The sequence below is a fragment of the Micromonospora sp. CNZ280 genome, from assembly GCF_011759515.1.
The window spans coordinates 2,204,500-2,225,776 of sequence record NZ_JAAOYP010000001.1; the positions used below are offsets into that span (position 1 = coordinate 2,204,500).

The window sequence follows — 21,277 nt, forward strand, 5'->3', positions numbered from 1 at the left end:
AGTCCGCCGCGGTGACGGCGGCGTTGTCGGCGCTCGACGAGGGGCGTACCCCCGAACGACCGGTGCTCCGAGAGGCGGTCCGTGCCCTGTTGACCGCCCTCGCGGATCGCGCCCCCGGCCGATCGGTGGAGGTGCGTGTCCCACCTTACGGTGCAGTTCAGTGCATTCCCGGTCCCCGACACACCCGTGGCACGCCGCCGAACGTGGTGGAGACGGATCCGCGTACCTGGCTGGAGCTGGCGACCGGGCGGATCGACTGGGAACGGGCGGTTACGCAGGGTCGCGTATCGGTGAGTGGGATCCGGGCGGATCTTGCCGAATACCTGCCGCTCCATGCGGACGGGGAAGCGATCTAGGTAACGCATCGGAGCGGTTTCGTGACTTTCTGTATCGACACCGATTCGCGTACACTGTCAGGCGACGACAGAGGTCCCGGCCGAGACGTGTGGGTCGCCCCCGTGATCCGCCAGGCCAGTCCAGATCAGCATGAGGGAGCGGCAGGTGCCCCGAGGCGACGGCCGGCTGAGCCACGACCTTGACCCCCAACGACCCGGCCCACAGGACGCGTGTGGCGTCTTCGGCGTCTGGGCGCCCGGGGAGGAGGTCGCCAACCTCACCTACTTCGGGCTCTACGCGCTGCAGCACCGGGGTCAGGAGGCGGCCGGCATCGCGGTGAGCGACGGCTCCGGCGTGGTGGTCTACAAGGATCTCGGCCTGGTCGCCCAGGTCTTCGACGAGCCGACCCTGGCCAGCCTGCGTGGCCACGTCGCGATCGGGCACGCCCGCTACTCCACCACCGGCGGGTCGACCTGGGAGAACGCCCAGCCGACCATCCGGTCGACGAGTTCCGGCACGACCATCGCGCTGGCCCACAACGGCAACCTGGTCAACACCGCCGAGCTACAGCGCGAGGTCGCCGAGCGGGGCCTCGTCGCGGACGGCTCGACCAACGACACCTCGCTGGTGACCATGTTGCTGGCCAGCCGGCCCGACCTCTCCGTCGAGGCGGCCGCGCTGGAGGTGCTGCCGCAGCTGCGCGGCGCGTTCAGCTTCGTCTTCATGGACGAGTCGACGCTCTACGCGGCCCGCGACGCGCACGGCGTACGCCCGCTGGTGCTCGGCCGGCTGGAGCGCGGCTGGGTGGTGGCGAGCGAAACCGCGGCGTTGGACATCGTCGGCGCGAGCGTGGTGCGCGAGGTGGAGCCCGGCGAGCTGATCGCCATCGACGAGGACGGGCTGCGCTCCACCCGGTTCGCCGTCCCGGAGCCCAAGGGCTGCCTCTTCGAGTACGTCTACATCGCCCGCCCGGACGCCACCATCGCCGGCCGGAACGTGCACGCGGCCCGCGTGCAGATCGGCCGCCAGCTGGCCAAGGAGCACCCGGTCGAGGCCGACCTGGTGATCCCGGTGCCGGAGTCGGGCACTCCGGCGGCGATCGGCTACGCCGAGGAATCCGGCATCACCTACGGCGCCGGCCTGATGAAGAACCCGTACGTCGGGCGGACCTTCATCCAGCCCTCGCAGACCCTGCGCCAGCTCGGCATCCGGCTCAAGCTCAACCCGCTGCGGCAGAACGTGCGCGGCAAGCGGCTGGTCGTGGTCGACGACTCGATCGTGCGCGGCAACACCCAGCGGGCGATCGTCCGGATGCTGCGCGAGGCCGGCGCGCTGGAGGTGCACGTACGCATCTCCTCGCCGCCGGTGAAGTGGCCGTGCTTCTACGGCATCGACTTCGCCACCCGCGCCGAGCTGCTGGCCAACGGCCTGGACACCGAGGGCGTCCGCCGCTCGATCGGCGCCGACACGCTCGGCTACGTGTCCCTGCCCGGGCTGATCGCCGCCACCGAGCAGCCGAAGACCCGGCTGTGCCGCGCCTGCTTCGACGGGGAGTACCCGATCGAGCTGCCGGCCGGCAACCTGATCGGCAAGCACGTGCTCGAAGGGGTGGGTCGCCGGGTCGCGAACACCCCGGACGCCCTGGAACGCACCACCCCGCCACTCGTCGCCACTCCGGGCGGCGCGACCGCACACCGCCCGTAGCACCACTGGCGCCCCGGCCACCGCCACGGCGCCGAGAACCACAAAGGGGAGAACCGTGACGCACGTGTCCGAGCGCAGCGGCGCAGGAAGCAGCCCGACCGGCGCCGGCGGCGAGCGCCAGCCCTGGACGGCCGGCACCGGCCGCCAGGCGCGCAAACGCTCGGTCTCGTACGCGGACGCCGGCGTGTCGATCGAGGCGGGCGACCGCGCGGTCGAGCTGCTGAAGTCCAAGGTGCGCCAGACCCGGCGGCCCGAGGTGCTGGGCGACCTGGGTGGCTTCGCCGGCCTGTTCCGGCTGGACACCAAGAAGTACAAGAACCCGATCCTGGCCTCGTCCACCGACGGCGTGGGCACCAAGCTGGTGATCGCCCAGCAGATGGACATCCACGACACGGTCGGCATCGACCTGGTCGCGATGGTCGTCGACGACCTGGTCGCCTGCGGCGCGGAGCCGCTCTTCCTGCTCGACTACATCGCCACCGGCGAGGTCGTGCCGGACAAGGTCGCCGAGATCGGGGCGGGCATCGCCGACGGCTGCCGGTACGCCGGCTGTGCGCTGCTGGGCGGCGAGACCGCCGAGCACCCAGGCGTGCTGCGGCCGGACGAGTACGACATCTCCGCCACCGGCGTCGGCGTGGTGGAGGAGAGCGAGATCCTCAGCCCGGAGCGGGTCGAGGTGGGCGACGTGGTCATCGCGATGCGCTCCTCCGGCCTGCACTCCAACGGCTACTCCCTGGTGCGGCACGTGCTGCTCGGCGCCGGCCGGATGCGGCTGGACGTGGTGATCGAGGACTTCGGCCGGCAGCGGACGCTCGGCGAGGAACTGCTCACTCCGACCAAGATCTACGCGCAGGACTGCCTCAAGCTGATCGCCGAGGCCGAGGTGCGGGCGCTGGCCCACGTCACCGGCGGCGGCATCCCGGGCAACCTGGTCCGGGTGCTGCCGGAGCACGTGGACGCCGTGGTCAACCGCTCCACCTGGAAGCCGCAGCCGATCTTCGACCTGATCCAGGCCAAGGGCCGGATCGAGGATCCGGAGATGGAGGCGACCTTCAACATGGGCGTGGGCATGTTCGCCATCGTGTCGGCGGAGGACGCCGACCGCGCGCTGGCCACGCTGACCGGGCGGGGCGTCGACGCGTGGCAGGCCGGCGAGATCATCGAGGGCTCCGGCAACGTGCAGATGATCGGTCACCACACCCGCGGATGATCACGCTCTGGTGATCGTACGGGCACCTGATCAGGGCTTCACCCGAGTGGCCATCGCCGCCTAGCCTGAAGGGCACCCTCAGGCACAGCGGAGGAGGGCGATGGCTGCTCGGGGACAGTCGTTCAGCGGAATGCGCGGCCTGGCCGCCGTTCCGTCGTACGTCGTGATGCAGCCCACCACCCTCTGCAACCTGGACTGCGCGTACTGCTATCTGCCCTTCCGGTCGGCGGACCGGCGGATGCCGGTGCCGGTGGCCGAGGCGGTCGCGGCGTCGGTCAACCCGTGGGCGGCGGACGGCCGGTTCTCGGTGGTGTGGCACGGCGGTGAGCCGCTGGCCGTCGGCCGGGAGCACCTGGCCGCGCTGTTCGCGCCGTTCGGGCCGGAGGTCGAGCACCACGTCCAGACCAACGCCACGCTGATCGACGACGCCTGGTGCGCGTTCTTCGCCGAGCACCGGGTGCGGGTGAGCGTGAGCGTGGACGGGCCGCGGGAACGCAACGGCGACCGGGTGACCCGGGCCGGCCGGCCGGCGTACGACCGGATCCTGCGCGGGGTGGCCGCGCTGCGTCGCCACGGCCTGCCGTTCTCGGCGCTGGCGGTGGTGAGCCGCCCGGAGCCGGGCCGGGCCGCCGAGCTGTACGACTACTTCCTCGGGCTCGGCTGCGACGTGCTCGGCATCAACATCGAGGAGACCGAGGGGGTCAACACCCGCGGCAACTCGCACGACGCCGGGGTGGTGACCGCCTTCTGGGCGGAGTTGGTGGCGGCCTGGCGCCGGGACCCGCGGATCCACCTGCGGGAGGTCGAGTGGTCGCTGCGGTACGCCGCGGCGGTGCTGGACGGCACCGCCGACGACCTGTTGCCGCGTCGGCTGGACCCGATCCCCACGGTCGGCCACGACGGCTCGGTGACCGTGCTCTCGCCGGAGCTGGCCGGCTTCACCGACGCCCGGTACGGCGACTTCAGCAGTGGCAACGTGCTGGCCACGCCGCTGGCCGAGATCCTGGCCGGTGCGGCGGGTACGCCCTGGGTGGGCGAGTTCCTGACCGGCGTGGAGGCGTGCCGCTCGTCCTGCCCCTACTTCGGCTTCTGTGGCGGAGGTCACGCGGCCAACCGCTACTTCGAGCTGGGGCGTTTTGACGGTACGGAGACCGAGCACTGCCGCAACAGCAAGATCCGCCTACTGGAGGGAGTGTTGGAGCATGCCCGAGACCACCAGTCACCGGCCTGAGCGCGTGGCGGGTGCCGCCCCCGAGGGGGTCGCCGAGCGGGTGCGGGAAGCCGCCCCGGGGCTCACCACCCTGCTGCACGAGGCCGAGGCCGCGCGACGGTTGCGGGCGGAGGTGGCGGGCGGCGACGGTGCCAGCGCGGTCTGCGCCTGGAACCACTTCGAGAACATCCCGACGTTCTACAACTGGAACAACCGGCCGCGCTGAGGCGTATGGCACCGGGATCAGGGACCTGCCGCGGCGGCCGGAACGGTGTCCGGCTGGCAGGCCCCTGATCGTCGGTGTGTCGCTACGCCGCTCCCGGTGGGCACATGCGTGAGCACGCGGAGCTCAACCGCGTGCTCAGATGTGACCAGGGGTCAGCGGGACGGACGTACCCAGGGATCCGGGTCGTCGTCGGCGTGGTCCTCGTCATCGTCGTCGACATACTCTTTGTAGTCGTCGTCGAAGTCGCGGTCCGACTTACCGCTGCCGCCGAGTTCTCGCTGCAAGGCGGCGAGGTCGGTGTTCGGGGAGTGGTACTTCAACTCCCGGGCCACCTTTGTCTGCTTGGCCTTAGCACGGCCGCGCCCCATGGCTCGACCCCCTCGCACAGAATGCGGGGCAGCCCGAAGGCGGGCCCCGATGACGTCAGGCATCTCTCGTGGCTCTTACGGTACATGGGGATGCCACCGTTCGGCACCTCGGGTTACCGTCGACCGGCCCTGCGCGTCGCGGTTATCCGGTCGTCACACAGTGTACCCGGTAAGGAGTGGTGCCGCGAGCACCCATGACACCGGACGAATCCCCACGAACCGACCCGATCCCCAGCTTAACGGGGTGCCCCGGCCCGGGGGCGGAACCGGCACGGCCCGCCCCCGGTGGGCTGTCAGCGCAGATGGATCGTGCGCAGCCGGCCGACGTCGGCCATCCGCCGCTCGGCCAGCCGGTCGGCGGCGACCGCCGGCGGCACGCCCTCGGCGTCGGCGAGCTGGAGGATCTCCCGGGTGGTGTCGTAGATCCGGGTGGCCCGCAGCTTGGCCCGCTCGAAGTTGAAGCCCTCGATTTCGTCGGCGACCTGGATCACACCGCCGGCGTTCACCACGTAGTCGGGGGCGTAGAGGATGCCCCGGTCGGCCAGCAGCTTCTCGATGCCCGGGTGGGCGAGCTGGTTGTTGGCCGCCCCGGCGACCACCTTCGCGCGCAGCGCCGGCACCGTGTCGTCGTTGAGCGCGCCGCCCAGCGCGCACGGGGCGTACACGTCGATGTCGGCGGCGACCAGCGTCGCGGCGTCGTCGACCAGGGTGACCTGCGGGTGGGTGGTGCGCGCCCACTCCAGCGCCTTCGGGTTGACGTCGGTGGCCACCACCTCGGCGCCGTCGTCGAGCAGGTGGCCGACCAGGTACTTGCCGACCTTGCCCAGGCCGGCCACGCCGACCCGCTTGCCGTGCAGCGTCGGGACGCCCCAGACGTGCTCGGCGGCCGCCCGCATGCCCTGGAACACGCCCCAGGCGGTGAGGATCGACGAGTCGCCGGCGCCGCCGTGCTCGACGCTGCGCCCGGTCACGTAGCTCGTCTCGCGGGCGATCACGTCCATGTCGGCGACGTAGGTGCCGACGTCGCAGGCGGTGTAGTAGCGCCCGGCCAGCGACTCCACGAAGCGGCCGTACGCGCGCAGCAGCGCCTCAGTCTTGATCTGTTCGGGGTCACCCCAGATGACCGCCTTGCCGCCGCCCAGGTCCAGCCCGGCGAGGGCGTTCTTGTAGGCCATCCCGCGGGACAGGTCGAGCACGTCGGCGAGGGCCGCCTCCTCGCTGTCGTACGGGTAGAACCGGGTGCCGCCGAGCGCGGGCCCGAGCGCGGTGGAGTAGATGCCGATGATCGCCTTCAGGCCGGTCTGCTTGTCCTGGCAGAAGACCACCTGTTCGTGACCGGTCGATCCCGGGTCGTCGGTGCTGGCGAATACGCCCATGGCTTGCTCCTGTTTCGGTGTGCGTCCTTGTGGGGCGCGGACCTGGTGGGACGCCGGCGGGATGCTGCCGGTGCCGCTGAGCCTAGTATCGGCCGACGCCGTCCGGTCGCCCCAGGCACGTGGGGGGCGGCGCGACGGCGCTCGGGTCCCGATTCGTGGGAGGATCGCGCCGTGCCGTCGCTCTTCGCTTCATACCTGCGCGTGTACGAGCCGCTGACCGCCTTCGACCGGGACCGCCAGTCGTACTGGCGGCGCTACGTCGAACAGGGCCGGGCGGTCGCCCCGGTCGAGGGGCCGGGCCGGCAACGGACGTCGGTGATCGAGGCGCTCGGCGCCGGGTGGACCCGGCTGCCCGATCCACCGGACGAGGCGTACGTCCTGGAGACGGACGACACGCTGTTGGTCTGCCCATGGAACCTGCGCATCCGGGTGGCCGAGGCGGCGCTGAGCGCCCGCGACGGGGTGCCCCCGGTGCTCGCCGACGCGTTCGTGCCGCCGGTGCTCGCCGGCCAGGCCAAGGCGGTGGTGGAGGACTGGCGCAGCGGCGCCCGGGTGCTGGAGCACGGCGTGCCCCGGGTGCACGAGCGGGTGGCCACCTGGGGCGTGCCGCTGCGCTGGTTCGTGCTCTTCGAGCCGGCCGAGCGGGACCTGGTCACCCGGCCCGGTCGGCGGGCGCTGCGCTACCGGACGGAGATCTCCAACGCCCGGCGCCGGTCGTCCCGGGCGCTGTCCGTGCTACGCAAGTCGGTCGGCGAGGCGCCGATCACCGAGGCGGTCGAGGAGGCCGCCCGCTGGCTGGAGGAGTTCCACCCGCGCTCGGTGGTCGAACTGGACTACGGCGGCCTGGTCGAGCTGCTCTCCGACGACACGCTGGCCGCCGACGACTCGCCCGAACTGGTCGCGGCGGGTCTGGCCGGGTTGTCCCGGGGCGAGGCCGAGGAGGCGTCCGCGGCGTACGACAAGCTGGTGGTCCGGTGGCGTGCGGTGCAGTTGCTGGAAAGGTGCAACTGATCACCAAAGGGTCAGGGAGCGCGCCCAAGGTGAGCAAGACTCGTAGCTAGCGCATCACGAACCGTGATCATGAGTCCGAATAAGGTACTTTCTGCCGTGTAAAAGTCGCATAAATCGGGCATGGTTCATCCGTCCGTCTAGGGACGTTCGGCCGTTCGGCCCATGTCGGACATCGGGGACTAGCCGGACCATGGGAGACGCGTCGGCCGGCGGGACCCCGGCCGATGTCTATACATGTGGAGGAGTGACCGATGGCATCGCGAACGCACGAACCAGAGCCGCTACTCACGCCGGCCGAGGTGGCGTCGATGTTCCGTGTCGACCCGAAGACGGTGACCCGGTGGGCGAAGGCTGGCAAGCTCAGCGCCATCCGGACCCTCGGTGGCCACCGCCGTTACCGCGAGTCGGAGGTCAGGGCCCTGCTGCAGGGGCAGATCCCCCAGCAGCGCCAGGGGGACTGACGGCCGGGAGCCAGCAGACGAACTGCCCGAGGGGGCGGTGGAGCCATTCCACCGCCCCCTCGTCGCGTCCGGGGAACCGCTCAGCCGGCCAGGTTGACCCGGACGCCGACGGTCCCGCCCTCGCCCCGGCGCAACCGGCTGCCGAGCAACGAGAGCCGGCCGAGCAGCCGGTACTTCTGCTTGATGAGGCCGCGTATCCGGCGGGTGCCGGCCGGGTCGCAGAGGGTGGCGTGGCCCGGCACCGCCTCGCCGTGCGGCCGGCCGCGCACGTCGCACGGGGCCACGGTCACCTCGCCGCTGCGCCGGATCCGCTTCACCTTGCCGGAGTTCGCCGCCGTCCACACCGCCAGCGCGTCGCCGTCGCGGACCGCCCAGACCGGGGTCGCCACCGCCCGGCCGTCCTTGCGGAAGGTCGTGAGCAGCAGGTACTTCTCCGCCGCCAGGCGGTCCAAGGTGGTCACGCCGCCAGGATACGACCGCGCGGTGGACTGACCGGCCGGATAGCGTGAAGCCCGTGACGGGTGAGCCACGGATCGGTGACGTCTTCGGTGAACTGCTGCGCGACGCGTACGCGGTGGCCACCGGGGTCGGTCCGCGGCCACTGGCCGGCGGGCGGCTGCCCCGGCCGGTCATCGAGATCATCGAACGGGACGACGGGTTGGTCAACGGCGCCCCCGCCGCGCACTACCTGGACGGTCCCGCCGACTGGCAGCCGTACGACCGGCGCGCGGTGGACCGGGTGCGGGGCGCCACCCTGGACGTCGGCGTCGGCGCCGGCCGGATCGCGCTCGAGTTGCAGCACCGGGGCGTGCCGGTGACCGGGTTGGACACCTCGGCCGGTGCGCTGGACGTGTGCCGGCGCCGGGGCGTACGCGACCTGGTGCACGGCACCGTGGACGAGCACGTCGCCGACGGCCGGCGGTACGACACGTTCTTGCTGCTGGGCAACAATCTCGGTCTGATCGAGGGGCGGGAGCGCGCCCCGGCGTTCCTCGCCGCGCTCGCCGCGCTGTCCCGTCCGGGCGCGCAGGTCATCGCGCACGGCACCGACCCGTACGGCACCCGCGACCCGGTGCACACCGGGTACCACGAGGGCAACCGCCGGCGGGGCCGGCTCGGCGGGCAGCTCCGGCTGCGGCTGCGCTACCGCGAGCTGGGCACCCCGTGGTTCGACTACCTGGTCTGCTCGCCCGACGAACTGGGCACGCTGGTCCGGGGCACTGCCTGGCGACTGGCCGACGTGGACGACCGGGACGCCCCGTACTACCTGGCCACGCTCCGGCTGGCCGACTGACGCGGACGGGCCCCGCCGCGCGGCGGGAGCCCGGTGCGGGTCGGTCAGACCTGGACGGTCGGCGGCAGCTGCTCGGGCGGCAGCCCGCCGTCGCCGTCGATCACCTCGTCCGGGGTGCCGTCCTCGTCGCGATCGACCATGGTGACGTCGACCTTCCCGTCGTGGTCCGTGTCGAACTGGAACAGGTCGGCCCTGCCGTCGCCGTCGGTGTCCACCACCCACACGTCGGTCCGGCCGTCGTTGTTGGTGTCGGCGCGCATCAGCTCCACCCGCTCGTCCCCGCGGGTCTGCACGGTCTCGGTGGTCTCCGCGCCCGCGACGCCCTCCGGTGCCTGGCTCATCTCCACTGGTCCTTCCCTCGGTTGACCGCCGTCTGTACCCGATCCGCCGCGCCCCCACGCGTGCCGGCGTACCCGGGGCTCATAGGGTCGCACCATGAGCGAGTGGAGCGGACCGTCGGGCGCGGGTGACCCTCGCGTCGCCGCCGGGCGCAGCGAGGAGGCGTGATGGGCGATCGGTTCGTCGTGGTGGGTGCCGGCACGATGGGGCTCGGCATCGCGTACGTGGCGGCGGGCGCCGGGCACGCCGTGGAGCTGGTGGAGGTCGACCCCGACCGGGGCGCGGCAGCCATGACGCGGCTCGGCGAGCTGTGGGACCGGGCGGTGCGGCGCGGCAAGCTGACCGCCGACCGGGCGGCGGACGACCGGGCGCGGGTCACGCTGCGCGGTGCCCTGGCCGAGGTGACCGAGGGCCCGGACGTAGTGGTGGAGGCGGTGCCGGAGCGGCTCGACCTCAAGCGGTCGGTGCTGCGGGACGCCGAGGCGCTGCGCCCGGCGCTGCTGGGCAGCAACACGTCCAGCATCCCGATCGCCGAGCTGGCCACCGGCCTGGCCCGGCCGGAACGCTTCCTCGGGCTGCACTTCTTCAACCCGGTCTGGGCGATGGCGCTGCTGGAGGTCGTGGTCGGCCCGGCCACCGCCGACGAGACCACCGCCGCGGCCGTCGCGCTCGCCGGGCGGCTGGGCAAGGACCCCGTCGTGGTACGCGACATGCCGGGCTTCGCCACCTCCCGGCTCGGCGTCACCCTCGGCCTGGAGGCGATCCGGATGGTGGCCGACGGGGTGGCCGCTCCGGCCGACATCGACAAGGCGATGGTGCTCGGCTACCGCCATCCGGTCGGTCCGCTGGAACTCACCGACCTGGTCGGACTGGACGTGCGGCTGGACATCGCGCGCACCCTCCAGGCCGCGTACGGGGACCGGTTCGCGCCGCCGCCGCTGCTGGTGGAGATGGTCGCCGACGGGCGGCTGGGCAAGAAGTCCGGGCAGGGCTTCTACCGCTGGGAGAACGGGGTGAAGCAGTGAGCGCGAAGAGTGGATCCGCGAGCCCCGCGGTCAACGGGAGGCGGGCCGGGTGAGCGGGCTGCGGATCGAGGAGCACCCGGACCGGCTGGTGGTCACGCTGGACCGGCCGGAGAAGCGCAACGCGATCGACGCCGACCTGATCGCCGAGCTGCACGCGGTCTGCGCCGAGCTGGAGGCGCGGCCCCGGCTGTTGCTGCTCACCGGCGGGACGGACGGCATCTTCGCCGGCGGGGCGGACATCGGGCAGCTGCGCGAACGCGGCCGGCTGGAGGCGCTCGCCGCGATCAACTCCGCCGCCTTCGCCCGGATCCGGGCGCTGCCGATGCCGACCGTGGCGGCGGTGGACGGCCCGGCGCTGGGCGGCGGCGCCGAGCTGGCGTACGCCTGCGATCTGCGGGTCTGCACGGAGCGCGCGGTCTTCGGCCAGCCCGAGGTGCGGCTGGGCATCCTGGCCGGCGCCGGCGCGACCCACCGCCTGCCGGCGCTGGTCGGCGAGGCTCGGGCCAAGGAACTGCTCTTCACCGGGCGCCGGGTGGATGCCGCGGAGGCCTTGCGGATCGGGCTGGTCAACCGGGTGGTGGCCGAGCCCGCCGAGCTGCTGCCCATCGCGCACGGACTGATCGACGAGATGGCCAAGGGTTCCGCGCTGGCGCTGCGGCTGACGAAACTGGCCGTCGACGCGCCGGCCGCCGCTCACCCCCAGCTCGACCTGGTCAGCCAGGCGGTGCTCTTCGAGGACGAGGAGAAGCACCGGCGGATGACCGAGTTCCTCGACCGGCGCCGCCCGCGCTGACCCCGGAACGACGGACGGCCGCACCGGTCAACCGGTGCGGCCGTCCCGCGTCTGTCGGCGGTCAGTGCCGGATCTGCACCCCGGCGTCCGCCAGCGCGCGGATCACCTGCGCCGACTCGGCGAACCCTATGATCAGCACGGCCTCGGCGCCGAAGTCCTTGATCTCCTTGGCCCCGGCGGTGAAGTCGACCGGCGCGGCCTTGGCGTCCTCCGGCGGGTCGTAGGTGAGCAGCTTGACCCGGTCGGGGCCGAAGCCGGCCCGCTCCAACTCCTCGCGGACGTTGCCCTGCAGGCCCTCGCCGTAGGAGTCCTTCCGAGCGACCAGTGCGATCTTGCGCGGACCGTCGCGCAGTATCACGTCGGCGAGCGCGCGGCCCTGGAGGCTGTCCGGCGGCGCGGTACGGAAGTAGAGGCCGTTGTCGTCCACCTCGGTCAGGCTGGCGTCGGTGTTCGACGGCGAGATCATCACCTTGCCGGCCTTCACCACGTCCGGGAGCACGGCCCGGGAGATGCCCGAACCGCCGGCGCCGATGATGACGTGCACGCCCGCCTCGACGTGGCTGGCCACGGTGGCCTTGGCGACCTCCGGGTTGGTGCCGTCGTCACCGTCGATCCAGGTCACCGGCTCGCCGAGCACGCCGCCGGCGGCGTTGATCTCCTTGAGGGCCAGCGCCGCGCCGGCCGCGATCGGCGGGTTGGCCAGGGCCAGGTCGCCGGTCTTCGGCAGCAGGCCGCCGAGCACCAGCGGGGCGTCCTCGGCCTTGCCGCGCTGCTTCTTCGGCTTCGGCGGAGCCTTGCTGCTGGCCGCCGACTCGTCACCGGCACCGACGAACTCGGTCTTGCCGTCGTTGAGCTGCTGCCCGTCGAAGTGCAGGGTGGCGTAGCTGGCGGTGGCCGGCTCACCGGCGTCGGTGAACCCGGCCCGGGTGAGCGAGACGCTGCGGTACTCGATGTCCTGCCCGTCGCGGGCCAGCGCGAGGCAGCTCGCCGGGTCCTCGCAGCGCTGCCCGCCGTTGGTGACGCCGACGATCTGCTTGGCGATGGCGGCCGGGTCGGTGGTGCCGGCCAGTTGAGCGGCCAGCGCGCTGATCACGACCGCGTCGTACGCCTCGGCGGAGTAGAGGAAGTCGCCCAGCTTCGGGTCCACGGTGCGTAGCCGGTTCTTGAAGTCCTCCGGCAGCGGCGTGAGCGGCGTGGTGCCCTTCATACCGTCGACCAGATTGGCCCGCTCCTTCAACTCGGCGGGGTACGAGTTGAGCATGTTGCCGTCGGTCCCGTAGAGGCGCACCTGGTGGGTGGTCGCCTCCTCGGGCTGGTCGGTCCCGCATGCGCTGGTAGCGAGCAGGAACGTCGCGCAGGCGGCCAGGGTGGCTGCCCGCGAGGCGCGTGACATGAGCATGGTCGTCCTTCCTCCGGCGAAGGTCCGTTGCGCACATTAGCGTGCCGGCCCGCAGCGTGGGACCGTGGAGCCCCGTCAATCCGCAGGTAGACCGCGTTGCCTACGCAGAGTGACGAGGGGCCGGAGGTGGCGGCTTGACCCGTCCCTCTACTGTGCGGTGCGTGACGAACTCACCACAGCAGATCCGCGACGACGCGGCCGCCGTGCTCCACTCCGCGCTGGCCGGCGACGGCGACGCGGTGGTGGGCACGTTCGACGCGGTGGTCGACCGGTCCGGCCTGGCCGGCGCGTACGGAGTGGCGTGGTGTCTGGCCGCCGCGATGGTGGGTGACGACGTGCCGCAGGGGGGCTGCGCGCTGGACTTCCCCGGCATCGACCAGGCCGGCTACGACACCCGCTGGGTGGCCCGCTTCGTCAGCGCGTACGCCAACGCCGACGTGGACACCGGCGAGGCCCTGTTCGGCGCGGCCGCCGCCGACGGTCTGCTCTCGGACTGCCTGCTCACCCTCGCCGGCTCGACGGTCGCCACGCTGCGCCACCGAGCCGGCTGAGCCCACTCCCGCGCGGTCGAGCCCGCCCGCGGCGGTTGGCTGAGCCTCGCTGCGCGGTGGCCGCGGTGGGGCGCGAGCGCCGTGGCGCGGCGATCGGTGGGTCGGTCCGCCGTGATAGGTCTGTGGGCATGTCCCAGGCCATGCTGAGCAAGGTGCGCAAGCTGCTGGCGCAGGCCGAGGACTCGGCCTGCACGCCGGCCGAGGCGGCCGCGTTCACCGCCAAGGCGACCGAGTTGATCGCCCGCTACGGCGTGGACCGGGCGCTGCTCGCCGCCCGTGACCCGGCCACCGACCCGGTCGGCGACCGGGTGGTCGAGGTGGTCGCCCCGTACGCCCGGGACAAGGCCGGCCTGCTCGCCGCGGTCGCCGAGCCGCTGCGCTGCCGCTGCGTACGCCGCCGCCAGGGCAGCGGGTTCGCCATGCACCTGTTCGGGTTCGCCAGTGACCTGGAGCGGGTGGACCTGCTCTTCACCTCGCTGCTGGTGCAGGCGGCACACGGGCTGGCCGCTGCGGTCGTGCCGGCGGGCGAACATCCGGCCGCGTACCGGCGTTCCTGGCTGGCCGGCTTCGCGCGGGTGGTCGGCGGCCGGCTGCGCGCCGCCGAGGAGGGCGCGGCCACCGAGGCGGGCGGCGGCTCGGTCGCGTTGGTGCTCGCCGACCGGTCCGACCGGGTACAGCGGCGACTCGCCGAGGTCTACCCGCGGCTGCGTACCGCACCGCCGCGCCGGTTGGCCGGCTCCGGTTTCGGCTCCGGCGCGGCCGCCGGTCGCCGCGCCGACCTGGGTGGCCGGGTGGTCCCCGCCGCCGGCGGCCGACCCGGTCTGGGCCGCTGAGCCGCCCTCAGCTGATGTCGGGGTGCCGGCCGACCGAGGCGGCGTAGCGGGAGAGCAGCTCGTGCCAGCCGGCGGTGAGCGCCTGCCGGTAGCCTTCGGCGGCGTCGCCGTGCCGGTCGAAGTGCCGGTGCACGACCTCGACCCGGGTCTGCCCGGGCCCCTCCGGGTGGAAGAGCACCTCCACCTCGCTGGCCCGTGCCGGGTCCGGCACCGGCACCCGGTCGGCGCCGATCTGCCAGGTGAAGACCAGCCGCCGGGGCGGGTCCCAGGTCAGCACCCGGCCCCAGTCGTTGCGGAAGCCGTACGGGCCGATCTCGTAGAGCATGCCGCCGGCCCGCGGCTCGATCCCCAGCTCAGCCAGGTGCGTTGGCCCGGACCAGGTGTACTCGGTCACCCACCAGTCGGTCAGCGCCCCGGTGAACACCGCGAACGCCTGCGCGGTGGGAGCGGGGACGAGGAGGCTGCTGCGTAACGAGAACCGTTCGGAATCCTGCCGGATCTTCGCCGGATCGGCCGTCTCCTGTCCCATAGGCCCGGACCATACCGGCTGATGCCCCGGTGTGCAGCTTGCAGCGGTGCCCGGTTCCGGACAGCCGGAGGGGGCAGGGATGGCCGCCCGGCGAACGGGTAAGCGCGCCCGACCACGGCCGGGCTCTCCCGGCCGTGGTCGTCAGCGGGGGAGCGGCGGAGATGAGTGAAACCGGGTCGGGCCAGCAGGGCCAGCGGCAGGATCAGCCGGGCGGGCAGCCACCGGGCCCGCAGGGCGAGCAGCCCGCCGAACGCGGCCGGCACGCGCAGTACGGCGACGAGCCGCGCGGGCCGGGCCGGCAGGGCGAACCGGACGTGCTGCTGGACGTGCCCAACCTCCGGGTGGAGTCGATCCGGCTGGCGGTGGACGGGCTGCGCGCCGACCTCTCCCTCAAGGCCCGGCTGGCGAACCTGGTGCAGCTGGACGCCGGCGTGCGGGTCGACCTGCACGGCGTCGAGCTGGACATCACCGACGTACGCGCCGAGGCGCTGCTGAAGGTACGGCTGGCGGAGGTGAGCCGGATCCTGGACCGGGCGCTGACCACCATCGAGCGGAACCCGCAGATCCTCGAGACGCTGACCGGAAACGTGGGCAGCGTGGTCGACGACGTGCACCGGAGCGCCCAGCAGGTCACCGGCAGCACCGAACACCTCGACACGGTGGTGGACCGGCTCGGCAGGCAGCTCGGCTCGATCAGCGCACACGCCAGGTACCAGGGGCCGGAAGCGGTCGCCCAGCAGGCCGCCAAGGGCGGCCAGGAGCAGCGTGGCGGTGGCCAGCAGCAGGGTGGCGGTGCTCAGCAGCAGGGTGGCGGTGGCCCGGCGCCCGGGGGTGGCCAGGCCGAGCAGGCGCGGCCGGGCGGTGGGCAGGGCCGGCCGGGCGGCGGCCAAGGGCAGCAGCCAGGTGGCGGCGGTGGGCGCCAGCCGGGCGGTGCCGGGCCAGGTCGGCCGGAACAGGGCGCGCAGGGCGCCGGTCAGGGCCAGCCGGGTGCCGGCGAGGCAGCTCCCAGCCCGGCGGACCTGGCCGCGCAGGCCAGCGAGGCGCTCCGGCAGGCCGGGCGCAGCGTCTGGGAGGCGATCCAGAGCGGGGTGAGCCAGCACCGGCCTCGTTGACCAAGCGGTGGTGGGCCCGCCGGCTGCCCATCACCCGGCGCTCAGCACGGTCGCAGCCCGGGCAGGACGTCATCCGTCACGGGTGCAGGTGCTCGATCGTGACGCGGTGCTGCTCGGCCAGCCGCTGGGCGATCAGCGAGCGGTGGCAGGCCTCAGGGTCGCGCTCGACACAGAGCAGCGCTGCGGTCCCGCCGTTCGGCAGGGCCGACACGATCGGCGTGAGGTCGACGCGGTCGAGGATCTCGGTGCGGTAGCGGCGGGTGTACTCGACGGCGAGCGCCCGGCGCGAGCGCTTGCCGGTCCCGTGGCGGTCGTCCTCGGCGTACTGGAGCTGGCGTAGCTCCGTGGTCGGAGCGAGCTCGGGGTGGTGCGCGTAGGCGATCCGGGCCTGGGCGAGGGCCGCCTGCAGGCGGAGTGAGTTCGCCCAGGCGTACTCGGGGCCGCGGACGCCGCGGCGCTGGCGTACGTCGAGCAGCAGGCGGACGTCCGCGTGCCGCAGTCGGCGCAGGAAGGACTCGACGTCGAAGCCGTAGATGCCGATCGTCGCCATTCTGAGCACCGGAATCACCCGCCTGCCTGCTACTCGTGCCGCCCCCGGCAGCCCTGCCGGGGGCGGCGAGGTCGGATCACGCGACGGCGGTCCCCTCGAGCTCGACCATCAGGTCGGGGATCGCCAGCCGGGTCACCCCGAGCATCGTGGTGGTCGGCGCCACCCCGGCCGCGCCCAACCGCGACGCCAGCACACCGTAGTGCCGGAAGAGCAGATCGACGTCGGTGGTGTAGACGTTGAGCCGGACGAGGTTCTCCAGGGACATGCCGGCCTCGCCGAGCACAGCCTCCAGGTTGTCGAGGCTCAGCGCCAGCTGTGCCGCCAGGTCACCGGGATGCTCGGGTTTGCCCTCGTCGTTCATCGCGGTCTGCCCGGAGCAGTACAGGGTCCGGGTGTGCCCGGAGACGATCTCACCCTGGTTGAATCCCATCGCCACCGACCACGTCGTCGGGTTGACCGCCGTTCGCTGCATCGCACATGACTCCATTCGCTTCATCGACAGTACGGACGTCCACCGGCTCGGTAGCCGTCTGACGCCGTGTGATGAGCCTGCCAACGAATGACGACATCCTGTGTCGTGTATTTCTGGCATGATCTTCCGGGTGCGGGCCGACCGGTTGGTCTCGCTGGTGCTGCTGCTGCGCCAGCGCGGTCGGCTGTCCGCGGCCACGCTGGCCCGGGAGCTGGAGGTGTCCACCCGCACGGTGCTGCGGGACATCGAGGCGCTGTCCGCGGCCGGCGTCCCGGTCTACGCCGAACGCGGCCGGCGCGGCGGGTTCGCGATGTTGCCCGGTTTCCGGGCCGAACTCACCGGACTGAACCACGACGAAGCGCTCGCCCTGCTGGTCGCCGGATCGCGGCGCGGCGCGCAGGCATTCGGCCTCGGCTCGGCGCTCGCTTCGGCGATGCTCAAGGTGGTTGACGCGTTGCCCGACAGCTATCGGGACACCGCGGCCGGCGCGGTCGAGCGATTGCTCATCGACCCGGAGACCGACCTTCTCGCGCGCCGGCAGGCCGCCGAGGAGGTGCCCGACGCAATCGTGGCCGAGGTCCGGCGCGCGGTGTTCGCCGGGCACAAGCTGCGCATCCGCTATGCGGCCGTGGGCCGGACCCCGCAGTGGCGCACGGTGGACCCGATCGGCCTGGTCACGGTACGGGACCAGGGCTATCTGCTGGCCACGAGGTCTGGCGAGGACCGCACCTACCGGCTGTCCCGGATCCTGGCCGCCGAGGAACTCGCCGAGCCCGCACAGCGACCAGAGCGGGTGGATCTGGACCGGGCCTGGCAGGAGCGCAGCACGCGGTTCCGGACCGGCGGCGACCAGGTCACCGTGCTGGTACGGGTGAACCCGGCGCGGCGGGAGGGCCTGGTGGGCACCGCGCTGGCCGTCCTCGCCGAAGAGACCGACGCGGACGGCTGGCTGCGGCTGGAGGTGACCTTCCAGGACTCGAGGCACGCCGAGTGGGCGCTGTGGCAACTCGCCACCCACGCGGAAGCCCTGGCCCCGCAGTGGTTGCGCACCTCTCTGCGCAACCGCGCAGCCGCGATCGCCACCCGCTACGGAGCGCCGTCCTGAGTTGTCACGGCGGCGCTGACCCGCTCCACGACCTGGCAGCCGTTGTTGCTTGACGAGGCGGTGCGACGATGGTCAAAGGTCGGTCGCTGACTGCCGCAAAGACGCATCCAGTCCCCGTAACAGCTCTCCCGGACGGCCGAGACCACTCGGGGCTCAGGGTAACGCGTCAGGACGTTCATCACGACGACGCCCGCCAGGTCTCTTGCCTTCTGGATGTAGTGGTTGCCGACGTCACGGTTGTCACCAGCATCGAGCTCGAAGGCTCGCGCTGCGTGGGCCGCCGGTCCGAGGATGTGCAGAACCTGAGTCGCTTTCGCCAGGGGATGCAGGAACGCAGCACCGGCCGCGGCAACGGCCGCGCAGGCAGCCTCGATCGCAGCAGCCTGCCCTGCATCGCGTGTCTCTTGATACGCGCGCTGTGCCGCCCACGCGCTGTCACGGATTGCCTTGGTCCGCTTGCCTCCCCCGGCGAACGCCTGCGCAGCCCTGTCCACATAGCGATCATGGAGTTCCCTGCCGTCGGTGCGGACGGGACGGCAGCAGGAACGGCGGGGGCGCACTGCTGCTCTACTCGTCTACTCGGTTCGTCGGGCAGTCAGCCGCGTTGTCAGTGCTTGAACAGCGGCCGGCGGCACCACCGCCACCAGGAACGCCAGGACGAAACCGGTTACGACGGGTTTTTCCTGGATGTAGCCAGCGGCGGCAGCCAAGAGGTAGATGATCCCGGCGGCCACGAGGTTCGCGACGACGTTCACAAGGACGTCACGGCCGAAGGATGACTGGGAGGGACGTGCGGGCGCGGGGTGAGTCACAGCCTCAGGATGGCCCCCTTTCGCCAGAGATTGAATCCGTCCGTCATGCAGCGAACGTGCAACTTGTGGCGGTGATCACCGGCCAAGAGCGGTCAACCACGGGCAACGGCGATCAATGCGGCGAGGGCGCCTTCAGCAAGATCCCACCGGCCCGTTTCCGCTGGTCCGGATCGCTGTAGCCCGGCGAAAGGCTATGTGGCCAGGGGCGGGTCGAACCGCCGACCTTCCGATCTTCAGGCACCCACATTTCCGCTGGTCAGGAAGCCGTCAGAGGAGGCCGTGCGATCCGTCATGCGATTAGCTCCGCATCGTGATGTGCCGGGGCAGCCGTGCGACATCACCATGCGCGGCGAGTTCCGACAGGGCCTTGGCGATCTCACGGTCACGCCCGTCGACGGCGTGCAGGTACCGACGAGCTGCCGCACGGACGAGTGCCCGAGGCGCTTCATCAGGTCCGCCAGGGTTGCGCCGGTCTGCGCGGCGAGGGTCTGGCCGGTGTGCCGCAGGTCGTGGAAGGTCAGATCGTACAAGACCGACCTTCTTCCGCGCCCGGACGAACGCCTGATACAGGGTGTTGCCGCGCAGCGGCGTTCCATCCCGGCTCACGAACAGCCGATCCGCGCCCGCGTACTGCTCCAAGTGCAGCCGGACGAACGCCGCACCCGTGGCGGTGGGAGGTGCGGAAGGACTCCGGCGGGTGGCGAGTGTGGTCGGTGGACTTGCCGCCCTGGTGCGGGGTGCACGTTCGCGTCGAGCTGTGCCACTGACGACTAGGGTGATCGGCCATGACCTTGGAGTGGCGACGTCGACTCGTGCCAGGTGCCGGGCTGCTGGTACTGGCCAGCAGCTTCCTGCCCTGGTGGGTCGTGCAGGTTCGGCGCGGGACCGCAGATCAGACCACCTACGAGACGTCCTTCGGCTCCGCCTGGGGCATGTCGTCACGGTGGAGCGCAGCGGTGCTGCTCACCCTGGGCGCGGTCGTGGTTGCGATGATCTGGCGTCATGTCCGAGGTCGCGTGCCGTTGCTGGCGCATGTCGCCACGTTGGCGGCGGTGGCATTGTCGGTGTTGCTGGTTGTCCAGCAGTGGCGTGACGTCGAAGCCTGGCCCGCAGCGGGTTCGGTGAGCCGGTCGAGGGTTGAGCCTGCTGCTTCTTCCTGGTTCGCCGAGCCGCGTAGGGACATGGCCGCAGAGATCGCCGCGGGTTTCATGGAGCGCGATAACCTCCGGTCCTACCATGCCTCCGGTCTTACTGCCGATGTCGGCTGGGGCATGTGGGCCGGACTGTGCGCAATCGTGCTCGCCGGAGCCGCACTGATCGTCGCTGACTCCCGCAGCAGGCCCTCTGCTTAGCCACCCCTGCGGGAGTCAGCCTCACCCTGAGGGCCGAGGTTGGCCGCCTGCTCGCGCCACTGGCCGGCGTCGGCGTGCATGAGGCGCTTCACCATCTGCCGGGCTTCGTCCTCGGTGTCGACATGCCAGCGGAGCACCTTGCCTGTCTTGGAGTCTCCTGCCCTGGCAACGACGTGCCGGCGGACCTCGCGGGCGAGCCACACGTCACGCCGGGTCAGCCGTCCCCCGTGGGGTCGGGCCGAAGCGCGGTGCCGGGCTTTCGTCCGGTCCGTTTCTTCGGCCCGCCCTCCCGAACCGGACGTGCAGCTCTCACTGCATCCGGCTCTCCACGGACTCACGTCGGCTGGGTCAGGCGACGCGTGGGGGTGTCCAGGGGTTGGGGATCACGCTGCGGCGTCGGTACCGGGATACGGTGACCGAGGCCGGGTTGAACAGGGTGAGCTGTCGATCGTCCATCCGCCGGCCATGAAGCGCCGTCGGAGTTGCTTCCACGTCAGGCCCTTGTGTCGTTTGCGGATCCAGGTAGCTGTCCGGCGCCAGGTGAAGGCGCCGAGGTAGCTAAAGGTCCGTTTCGATACGCCGTGCTTGAAGTAGTTGCTCCACCCTCGTAGGACGCCGTTGACGCGTTCCAGCAGGGCGGTCAGGTCGGCTTGTGCTGAGCTGTGGGTGAGCGTGCGGACCTTGTCCTTGATCGCGGTGACCGCTTTCTTGGACGGATACGTGTATACGCAGCGCCGACCCGTGCCTCGTTTCCGGTGCCGCTGGATGCGGAACCCGAGGAAGTCGAAGCCCTCGTCGATGTGGACCACATGGTCTTCGGCGCAGACAGGCGCAGGCCCATCCCGGCGAGGACCACGGCCACCTCGTCGCGTAGCTGTTCGGCGTCACGCCGTTCGCCGTGCACGAGGATGACGAAGTCGTCTGCGTAGCGGACGAGCCGCCAGTTCGGCTGGCCGTGCCGGCGACGCTTCGCTCGTGCGATAGCCGGCGGCGATCAGGGGACAAGGGCGGCCGACCACGGCCAGCGACGATCACGGCGGCAGGGGCCCATACAGAACGATCCCCACCGGCGTTTCCGCTGGTGGGGACCGCCGTAGCCCGGCGAAAGGCTATGTGGCCAGGGGCGGGGTCGAACCGCCGACCTTCCGATTTTCAGTCGGACGCTCGTACCAACTGAGCTACCTGGCCGTGCTCCCGGCTCATGCTACC

The 21,277-nt window shown here is 71.9% G+C and carries 27 protein-coding genes and 1 tRNA gene; 15 read left to right on the forward strand and 13 right to left on the reverse strand.

Annotation, left to right across the window (positions count from 1 at the left end):
• The first annotated feature begins 11 nt into the window (after positions 1-11).
• The 5 genes from FHX32_RS10495 (at position 12) to amcA (ending at position 4,686) form a co-directional block, all read left to right on the forward strand.
• On the forward strand, positions 12-356 hold the full coding sequence (locus FHX32_RS10495) for a sterol carrier family protein (RefSeq protein WP_486481092.1): 345 nt from the start codon (positions 12-14) through the stop codon (positions 354-356).
• A 145-nt stretch (positions 357-501) separates the two neighbouring features.
• The gene (purF, locus tag FHX32_RS10500) at positions 502-2,040 is read left to right on the forward strand and encodes an amidophosphoribosyltransferase (protein WP_167180592.1); all 1,539 of its coding nucleotides are present in this window, start codon (positions 502-504) and stop codon (positions 2,038-2,040) included.
• Between the two features lie 55 nt (positions 2,041-2,095).
• Complete coding sequence (gene purM / locus FHX32_RS10505; RefSeq protein ID WP_167180594.1) at positions 2,096-3,250, forward strand: phosphoribosylformylglycinamidine cyclo-ligase; 1,155 nt, start codon at positions 2,096-2,098, stop codon at positions 3,248-3,250.
• A gap of 130 nt (positions 3,251-3,380) precedes the next feature.
• Complete coding sequence (gene amcB / locus FHX32_RS10510; protein WP_486481093.1) at positions 3,381-4,481, forward strand: cyclophane-forming radical SAM peptide maturase AmcB; 1,101 nt, start codon at positions 3,381-3,383, stop codon at positions 4,479-4,481.
• Positions 4,453-4,686 carry a multiple cyclophane-containing RiPP AmcA gene (gene amcA, locus FHX32_RS10515; RefSeq protein ID WP_167180597.1) on the forward strand — a complete coding sequence of 78 codons (234 nt, stop codon included), beginning with the start codon at positions 4,453-4,455 and terminating at the stop codon, positions 4,684-4,686. The genes amcB and amcA overlap by 29 nt, the downstream gene beginning before the upstream one ends.
• A 152-nt stretch (positions 4,687-4,838) precedes the next feature.
• Here amcA and FHX32_RS10520 read toward each other — a convergent pair whose 3' ends face one another.
• The gene (locus FHX32_RS10520; protein WP_167180598.1) at positions 4,839-5,054 is read right to left on the reverse strand and encodes a DUF3073 domain-containing protein; all 216 of its coding nucleotides are present in this window, start codon (positions 5,052-5,054) and stop codon (positions 4,839-4,841) included.
• A gap of 293 nt (positions 5,055-5,347) precedes the next feature.
• Positions 5,348-6,430: a Glu/Leu/Phe/Val dehydrogenase dimerization domain-containing protein gene (locus tag FHX32_RS10525; RefSeq protein ID WP_167180599.1), complete on the reverse strand. Its 1,083-nt coding sequence runs from the start codon at positions 6,428-6,430 to the stop codon at positions 5,348-5,350.
• A gap of 171 nt (positions 6,431-6,601) precedes the next feature.
• Here FHX32_RS10525 and FHX32_RS10530 point away from each other — a divergent pair, with 171 nt between their 5' ends.
• Together FHX32_RS10530 and FHX32_RS10535 are read left to right on the forward strand one after the other, a co-directional pair.
• Positions 6,602-7,441, forward strand: coding sequence for a DUF8083 family protein (locus tag FHX32_RS10530; RefSeq protein ID WP_167180600.1), 840 nt, complete (start codon positions 6,602-6,604; stop codon positions 7,439-7,441).
• 251 nt (positions 7,442-7,692) lie between these two features.
• Positions 7,693-7,902, forward strand: a complete 210-nt coding sequence (locus FHX32_RS10535) for a BldC family transcriptional regulator (protein ID WP_007073996.1) — start codon at positions 7,693-7,695, stop codon at positions 7,900-7,902.
• 80 nt (positions 7,903-7,982) lie between these two features.
• Here FHX32_RS10535 and FHX32_RS10540 read toward each other — a convergent pair whose 3' ends face one another.
• On the reverse strand, positions 7,983-8,363 hold the full coding sequence (locus FHX32_RS10540; RefSeq protein WP_167180601.1) for a PPOX class F420-dependent oxidoreductase: 381 nt from the start codon (positions 8,361-8,363) through the stop codon (positions 7,983-7,985).
• A 53-nt stretch (positions 8,364-8,416) separates the two neighbouring features.
• Here FHX32_RS10540 and FHX32_RS10545 point away from each other — a divergent pair, with 53 nt between their 5' ends.
• Positions 8,417-9,196 (forward strand): class I SAM-dependent methyltransferase, encoded by a 780-nt coding sequence (locus tag FHX32_RS10545; RefSeq protein ID WP_167180602.1) that lies wholly within the window; start codon positions 8,417-8,419, stop codon positions 9,194-9,196.
• 44 nt (positions 9,197-9,240) lie between these two features.
• Here FHX32_RS10545 and FHX32_RS10550 read toward each other — a convergent pair whose 3' ends face one another.
• Positions 9,241-9,537, reverse strand: a complete 297-nt coding sequence (locus FHX32_RS10550; RefSeq protein ID WP_167180603.1) for a hypothetical protein — start codon at positions 9,535-9,537, stop codon at positions 9,241-9,243.
• Positions 9,538-9,702: 165 nt separating this feature from the next.
• Here FHX32_RS10550 and FHX32_RS10555 point away from each other — a divergent pair, with 165 nt between their 5' ends.
• Together FHX32_RS10555 and FHX32_RS10560 are read left to right on the forward strand one after the other, a co-directional pair.
• On the forward strand, positions 9,703-10,560 hold the full coding sequence (locus FHX32_RS10555) for a 3-hydroxyacyl-CoA dehydrogenase family protein (RefSeq protein ID WP_167180604.1): 858 nt from the start codon (positions 9,703-9,705) through the stop codon (positions 10,558-10,560).
• 49 nt (positions 10,561-10,609) lie between these two features.
• Positions 10,610-11,353, forward strand: coding sequence for an enoyl-CoA hydratase/isomerase family protein (locus FHX32_RS10560; protein WP_167180605.1), 744 nt, complete (start codon positions 10,610-10,612; stop codon positions 11,351-11,353).
• A gap of 61 nt (positions 11,354-11,414) precedes the next feature.
• Here the strand turns inward: FHX32_RS10560 and FHX32_RS10565 are convergent, their stop codons facing one another.
• On the reverse strand, positions 11,415-12,752 hold the full coding sequence (locus FHX32_RS10565) for an ABC transporter substrate-binding protein (RefSeq protein WP_167180606.1): 1,338 nt from the start codon (positions 12,750-12,752) through the stop codon (positions 11,415-11,417).
• A gap of 161 nt (positions 12,753-12,913) precedes the next feature.
• Between FHX32_RS10565 and FHX32_RS10570 the strand changes: the two genes are divergently transcribed.
• Complete coding sequence (locus FHX32_RS10570) at positions 12,914-13,303, forward strand: hypothetical protein (RefSeq protein ID WP_167180608.1); 390 nt, start codon at positions 12,914-12,916, stop codon at positions 13,301-13,303.
• Between the two features lie 128 nt (positions 13,304-13,431).
• A complete protein-coding gene (locus FHX32_RS10575; RefSeq protein ID WP_167180610.1) occupies positions 13,432-14,136 on the forward strand; it encodes a DUF2786 domain-containing protein in 705 nt (234 codons plus the stop codon).
• 7 nt (positions 14,137-14,143) lie between these two features.
• On the opposite strand, the gene FHX32_RS10580 is transcribed toward FHX32_RS10575, so the two are convergent.
• A complete protein-coding gene (locus tag FHX32_RS10580) occupies positions 14,144-14,665 on the reverse strand; it encodes an SRPBCC family protein (RefSeq protein ID WP_167180611.1) in 522 nt (173 codons plus the stop codon).
• Between the two features lie 161 nt (positions 14,666-14,826).
• Here FHX32_RS10580 and FHX32_RS34460 point away from each other — a divergent pair, with 161 nt between their 5' ends.
• Positions 14,827-15,777: a hypothetical protein gene (locus FHX32_RS34460; protein WP_208418036.1), complete on the forward strand. Its 951-nt coding sequence runs from the start codon at positions 14,827-14,829 to the stop codon at positions 15,775-15,777.
• Positions 15,778-15,853: 76 nt separating this feature from the next.
• On the opposite strand, the gene FHX32_RS10590 is transcribed toward FHX32_RS34460, so the two are convergent.
• Positions 15,854-16,327 (reverse strand): DUF488 domain-containing protein, encoded by a 474-nt coding sequence (locus tag FHX32_RS10590; RefSeq protein ID WP_208418037.1) that lies wholly within the window; start codon positions 16,325-16,327, stop codon positions 15,854-15,856.
• A gap of 76 nt (positions 16,328-16,403) precedes the next feature.
• Entirely contained in the window at positions 16,404-16,799 is a 396-nt protein-coding gene (locus tag FHX32_RS10595) for a RidA family protein (protein WP_167180615.1), read from the reverse strand.
• Positions 16,800-16,917: 118 nt separating this feature from the next.
• Between FHX32_RS10595 and FHX32_RS10600 the strand changes: the two genes are divergently transcribed.
• A complete protein-coding gene (locus FHX32_RS10600; RefSeq protein WP_208418038.1) occupies positions 16,918-17,904 on the forward strand; it encodes an HTH domain-containing protein in 987 nt (328 codons plus the stop codon).
• Here the strand turns inward: FHX32_RS10600 and FHX32_RS10605 are convergent.
• The 3 genes from FHX32_RS10605 to FHX32_RS10615 form a co-directional block, all read right to left on the reverse strand.
• Complete coding sequence (locus tag FHX32_RS10605; protein ID WP_208418039.1) at positions 17,886-18,398, reverse strand: hypothetical protein; 513 nt, start codon at positions 18,396-18,398, stop codon at positions 17,886-17,888. The two genes, FHX32_RS10600 and FHX32_RS10605, sit on opposite strands and share 19 nt — an antisense overlap.
• Positions 18,399-18,479: 81 nt before the next feature.
• Positions 18,480-18,659: a hypothetical protein gene (locus FHX32_RS10610; RefSeq protein WP_167180617.1), complete on the reverse strand. Its 180-nt coding sequence runs from the start codon at positions 18,657-18,659 to the stop codon at positions 18,480-18,482.
• 290 nt (positions 18,660-18,949) lie between these two features.
• On the reverse strand, positions 18,950-19,246 hold the full coding sequence (locus FHX32_RS10615; protein ID WP_486480993.1) for a hypothetical protein: 297 nt from the start codon (positions 19,244-19,246) through the stop codon (positions 18,950-18,952).
• Positions 19,247-19,501: 255 nt separating this feature from the next.
• Between FHX32_RS10615 and FHX32_RS10620 the strand changes: the two genes are divergently transcribed.
• Complete coding sequence (locus FHX32_RS10620) at positions 19,502-20,068, forward strand: hypothetical protein (RefSeq protein ID WP_167180618.1); 567 nt, start codon at positions 19,502-19,504, stop codon at positions 20,066-20,068.
• Between the two features lie 383 nt (positions 20,069-20,451).
• Here the strand turns inward: FHX32_RS10620 and FHX32_RS10625 are convergent, their stop codons facing one another.
• Entirely contained in the window at positions 20,452-20,877 is a 426-nt protein-coding gene (locus FHX32_RS10625) for a group II intron maturase-specific domain-containing protein (RefSeq protein ID WP_208418040.1), read from the reverse strand.
• Positions 20,878-21,182: 305 nt separating this feature from the next.
• A tRNA-Phe gene (locus FHX32_RS10630) sits at positions 21,183-21,256 on the reverse strand.
• Between the last annotated feature and the right edge of the window lie 21 nt (positions 21,257-21,277).

Coding starts and splice junctions, on each gene's coding strand:
- FHX32_RS34460 (WP_208418036.1), top strand. CDS start 14,827: ATGAGTGAAACCGGGTCGGGCCAGCAGGGCCAGCGGCAGGATCAGCCG.
- FHX32_RS10595 (WP_167180615.1), bottom strand. CDS start 16,799: ATGCAGCGAACGGCGGTCAACCCGACGACGTGGTCGGTGGCGATGGGA.
- amcA (WP_167180597.1), top strand. CDS start 4,453: ATGCCCGAGACCACCAGTCACCGGCCTGAGCGCGTGGCGGGTGCCGCC.
- amcB (WP_486481093.1), top strand. CDS start 3,381: ATGCGCGGCCTGGCCGCCGTTCCGTCGTACGTCGTGATGCAGCCCACC.
- FHX32_RS10520 (WP_167180598.1), bottom strand. CDS start 5,054: ATGGGGCGCGGCCGTGCTAAGGCCAAGCAGACAAAGGTGGCCCGGGAG.
- FHX32_RS10525 (WP_167180599.1), bottom strand. CDS start 6,430: ATGGGCGTATTCGCCAGCACCGACGACCCGGGATCGACCGGTCACGAA.
- FHX32_RS10555 (WP_167180604.1), top strand. CDS start 9,703: ATGGGCGATCGGTTCGTCGTGGTGGGTGCCGGCACGATGGGGCTCGGC.
- FHX32_RS10580 (WP_167180611.1), bottom strand. CDS start 14,665: ATGGGACAGGAGACGGCCGATCCGGCGAAGATCCGGCAGGATTCCGAA.
- FHX32_RS10590 (WP_208418037.1), bottom strand. CDS start 16,327: ATGGCGACGATCGGCATCTACGGCTTCGACGTCGAGTCCTTCCTGCGC.
- FHX32_RS10600 (WP_208418038.1), top strand. CDS start 16,918: ATGATCTTCCGGGTGCGGGCCGACCGGTTGGTCTCGCTGGTGCTGCTG.
- FHX32_RS10550 (WP_167180603.1), bottom strand. CDS start 9,537: ATGAGCCAGGCACCGGAGGGCGTCGCGGGCGCGGAGACCACCGAGACC.
- FHX32_RS10575 (WP_167180610.1), top strand. CDS start 13,432: ATGTCCCAGGCCATGCTGAGCAAGGTGCGCAAGCTGCTGGCGCAGGCC.
- FHX32_RS10620 (WP_167180618.1), top strand. CDS start 19,502: ATGACCTTGGAGTGGCGACGTCGACTCGTGCCAGGTGCCGGGCTGCTG.
- FHX32_RS10535 (WP_007073996.1), top strand. CDS start 7,693: ATGGCATCGCGAACGCACGAACCAGAGCCGCTACTCACGCCGGCCGAG.
- FHX32_RS10565 (WP_167180606.1), bottom strand. CDS start 12,752: ATGCTCATGTCACGCGCCTCGCGGGCAGCCACCCTGGCCGCCTGCGCG.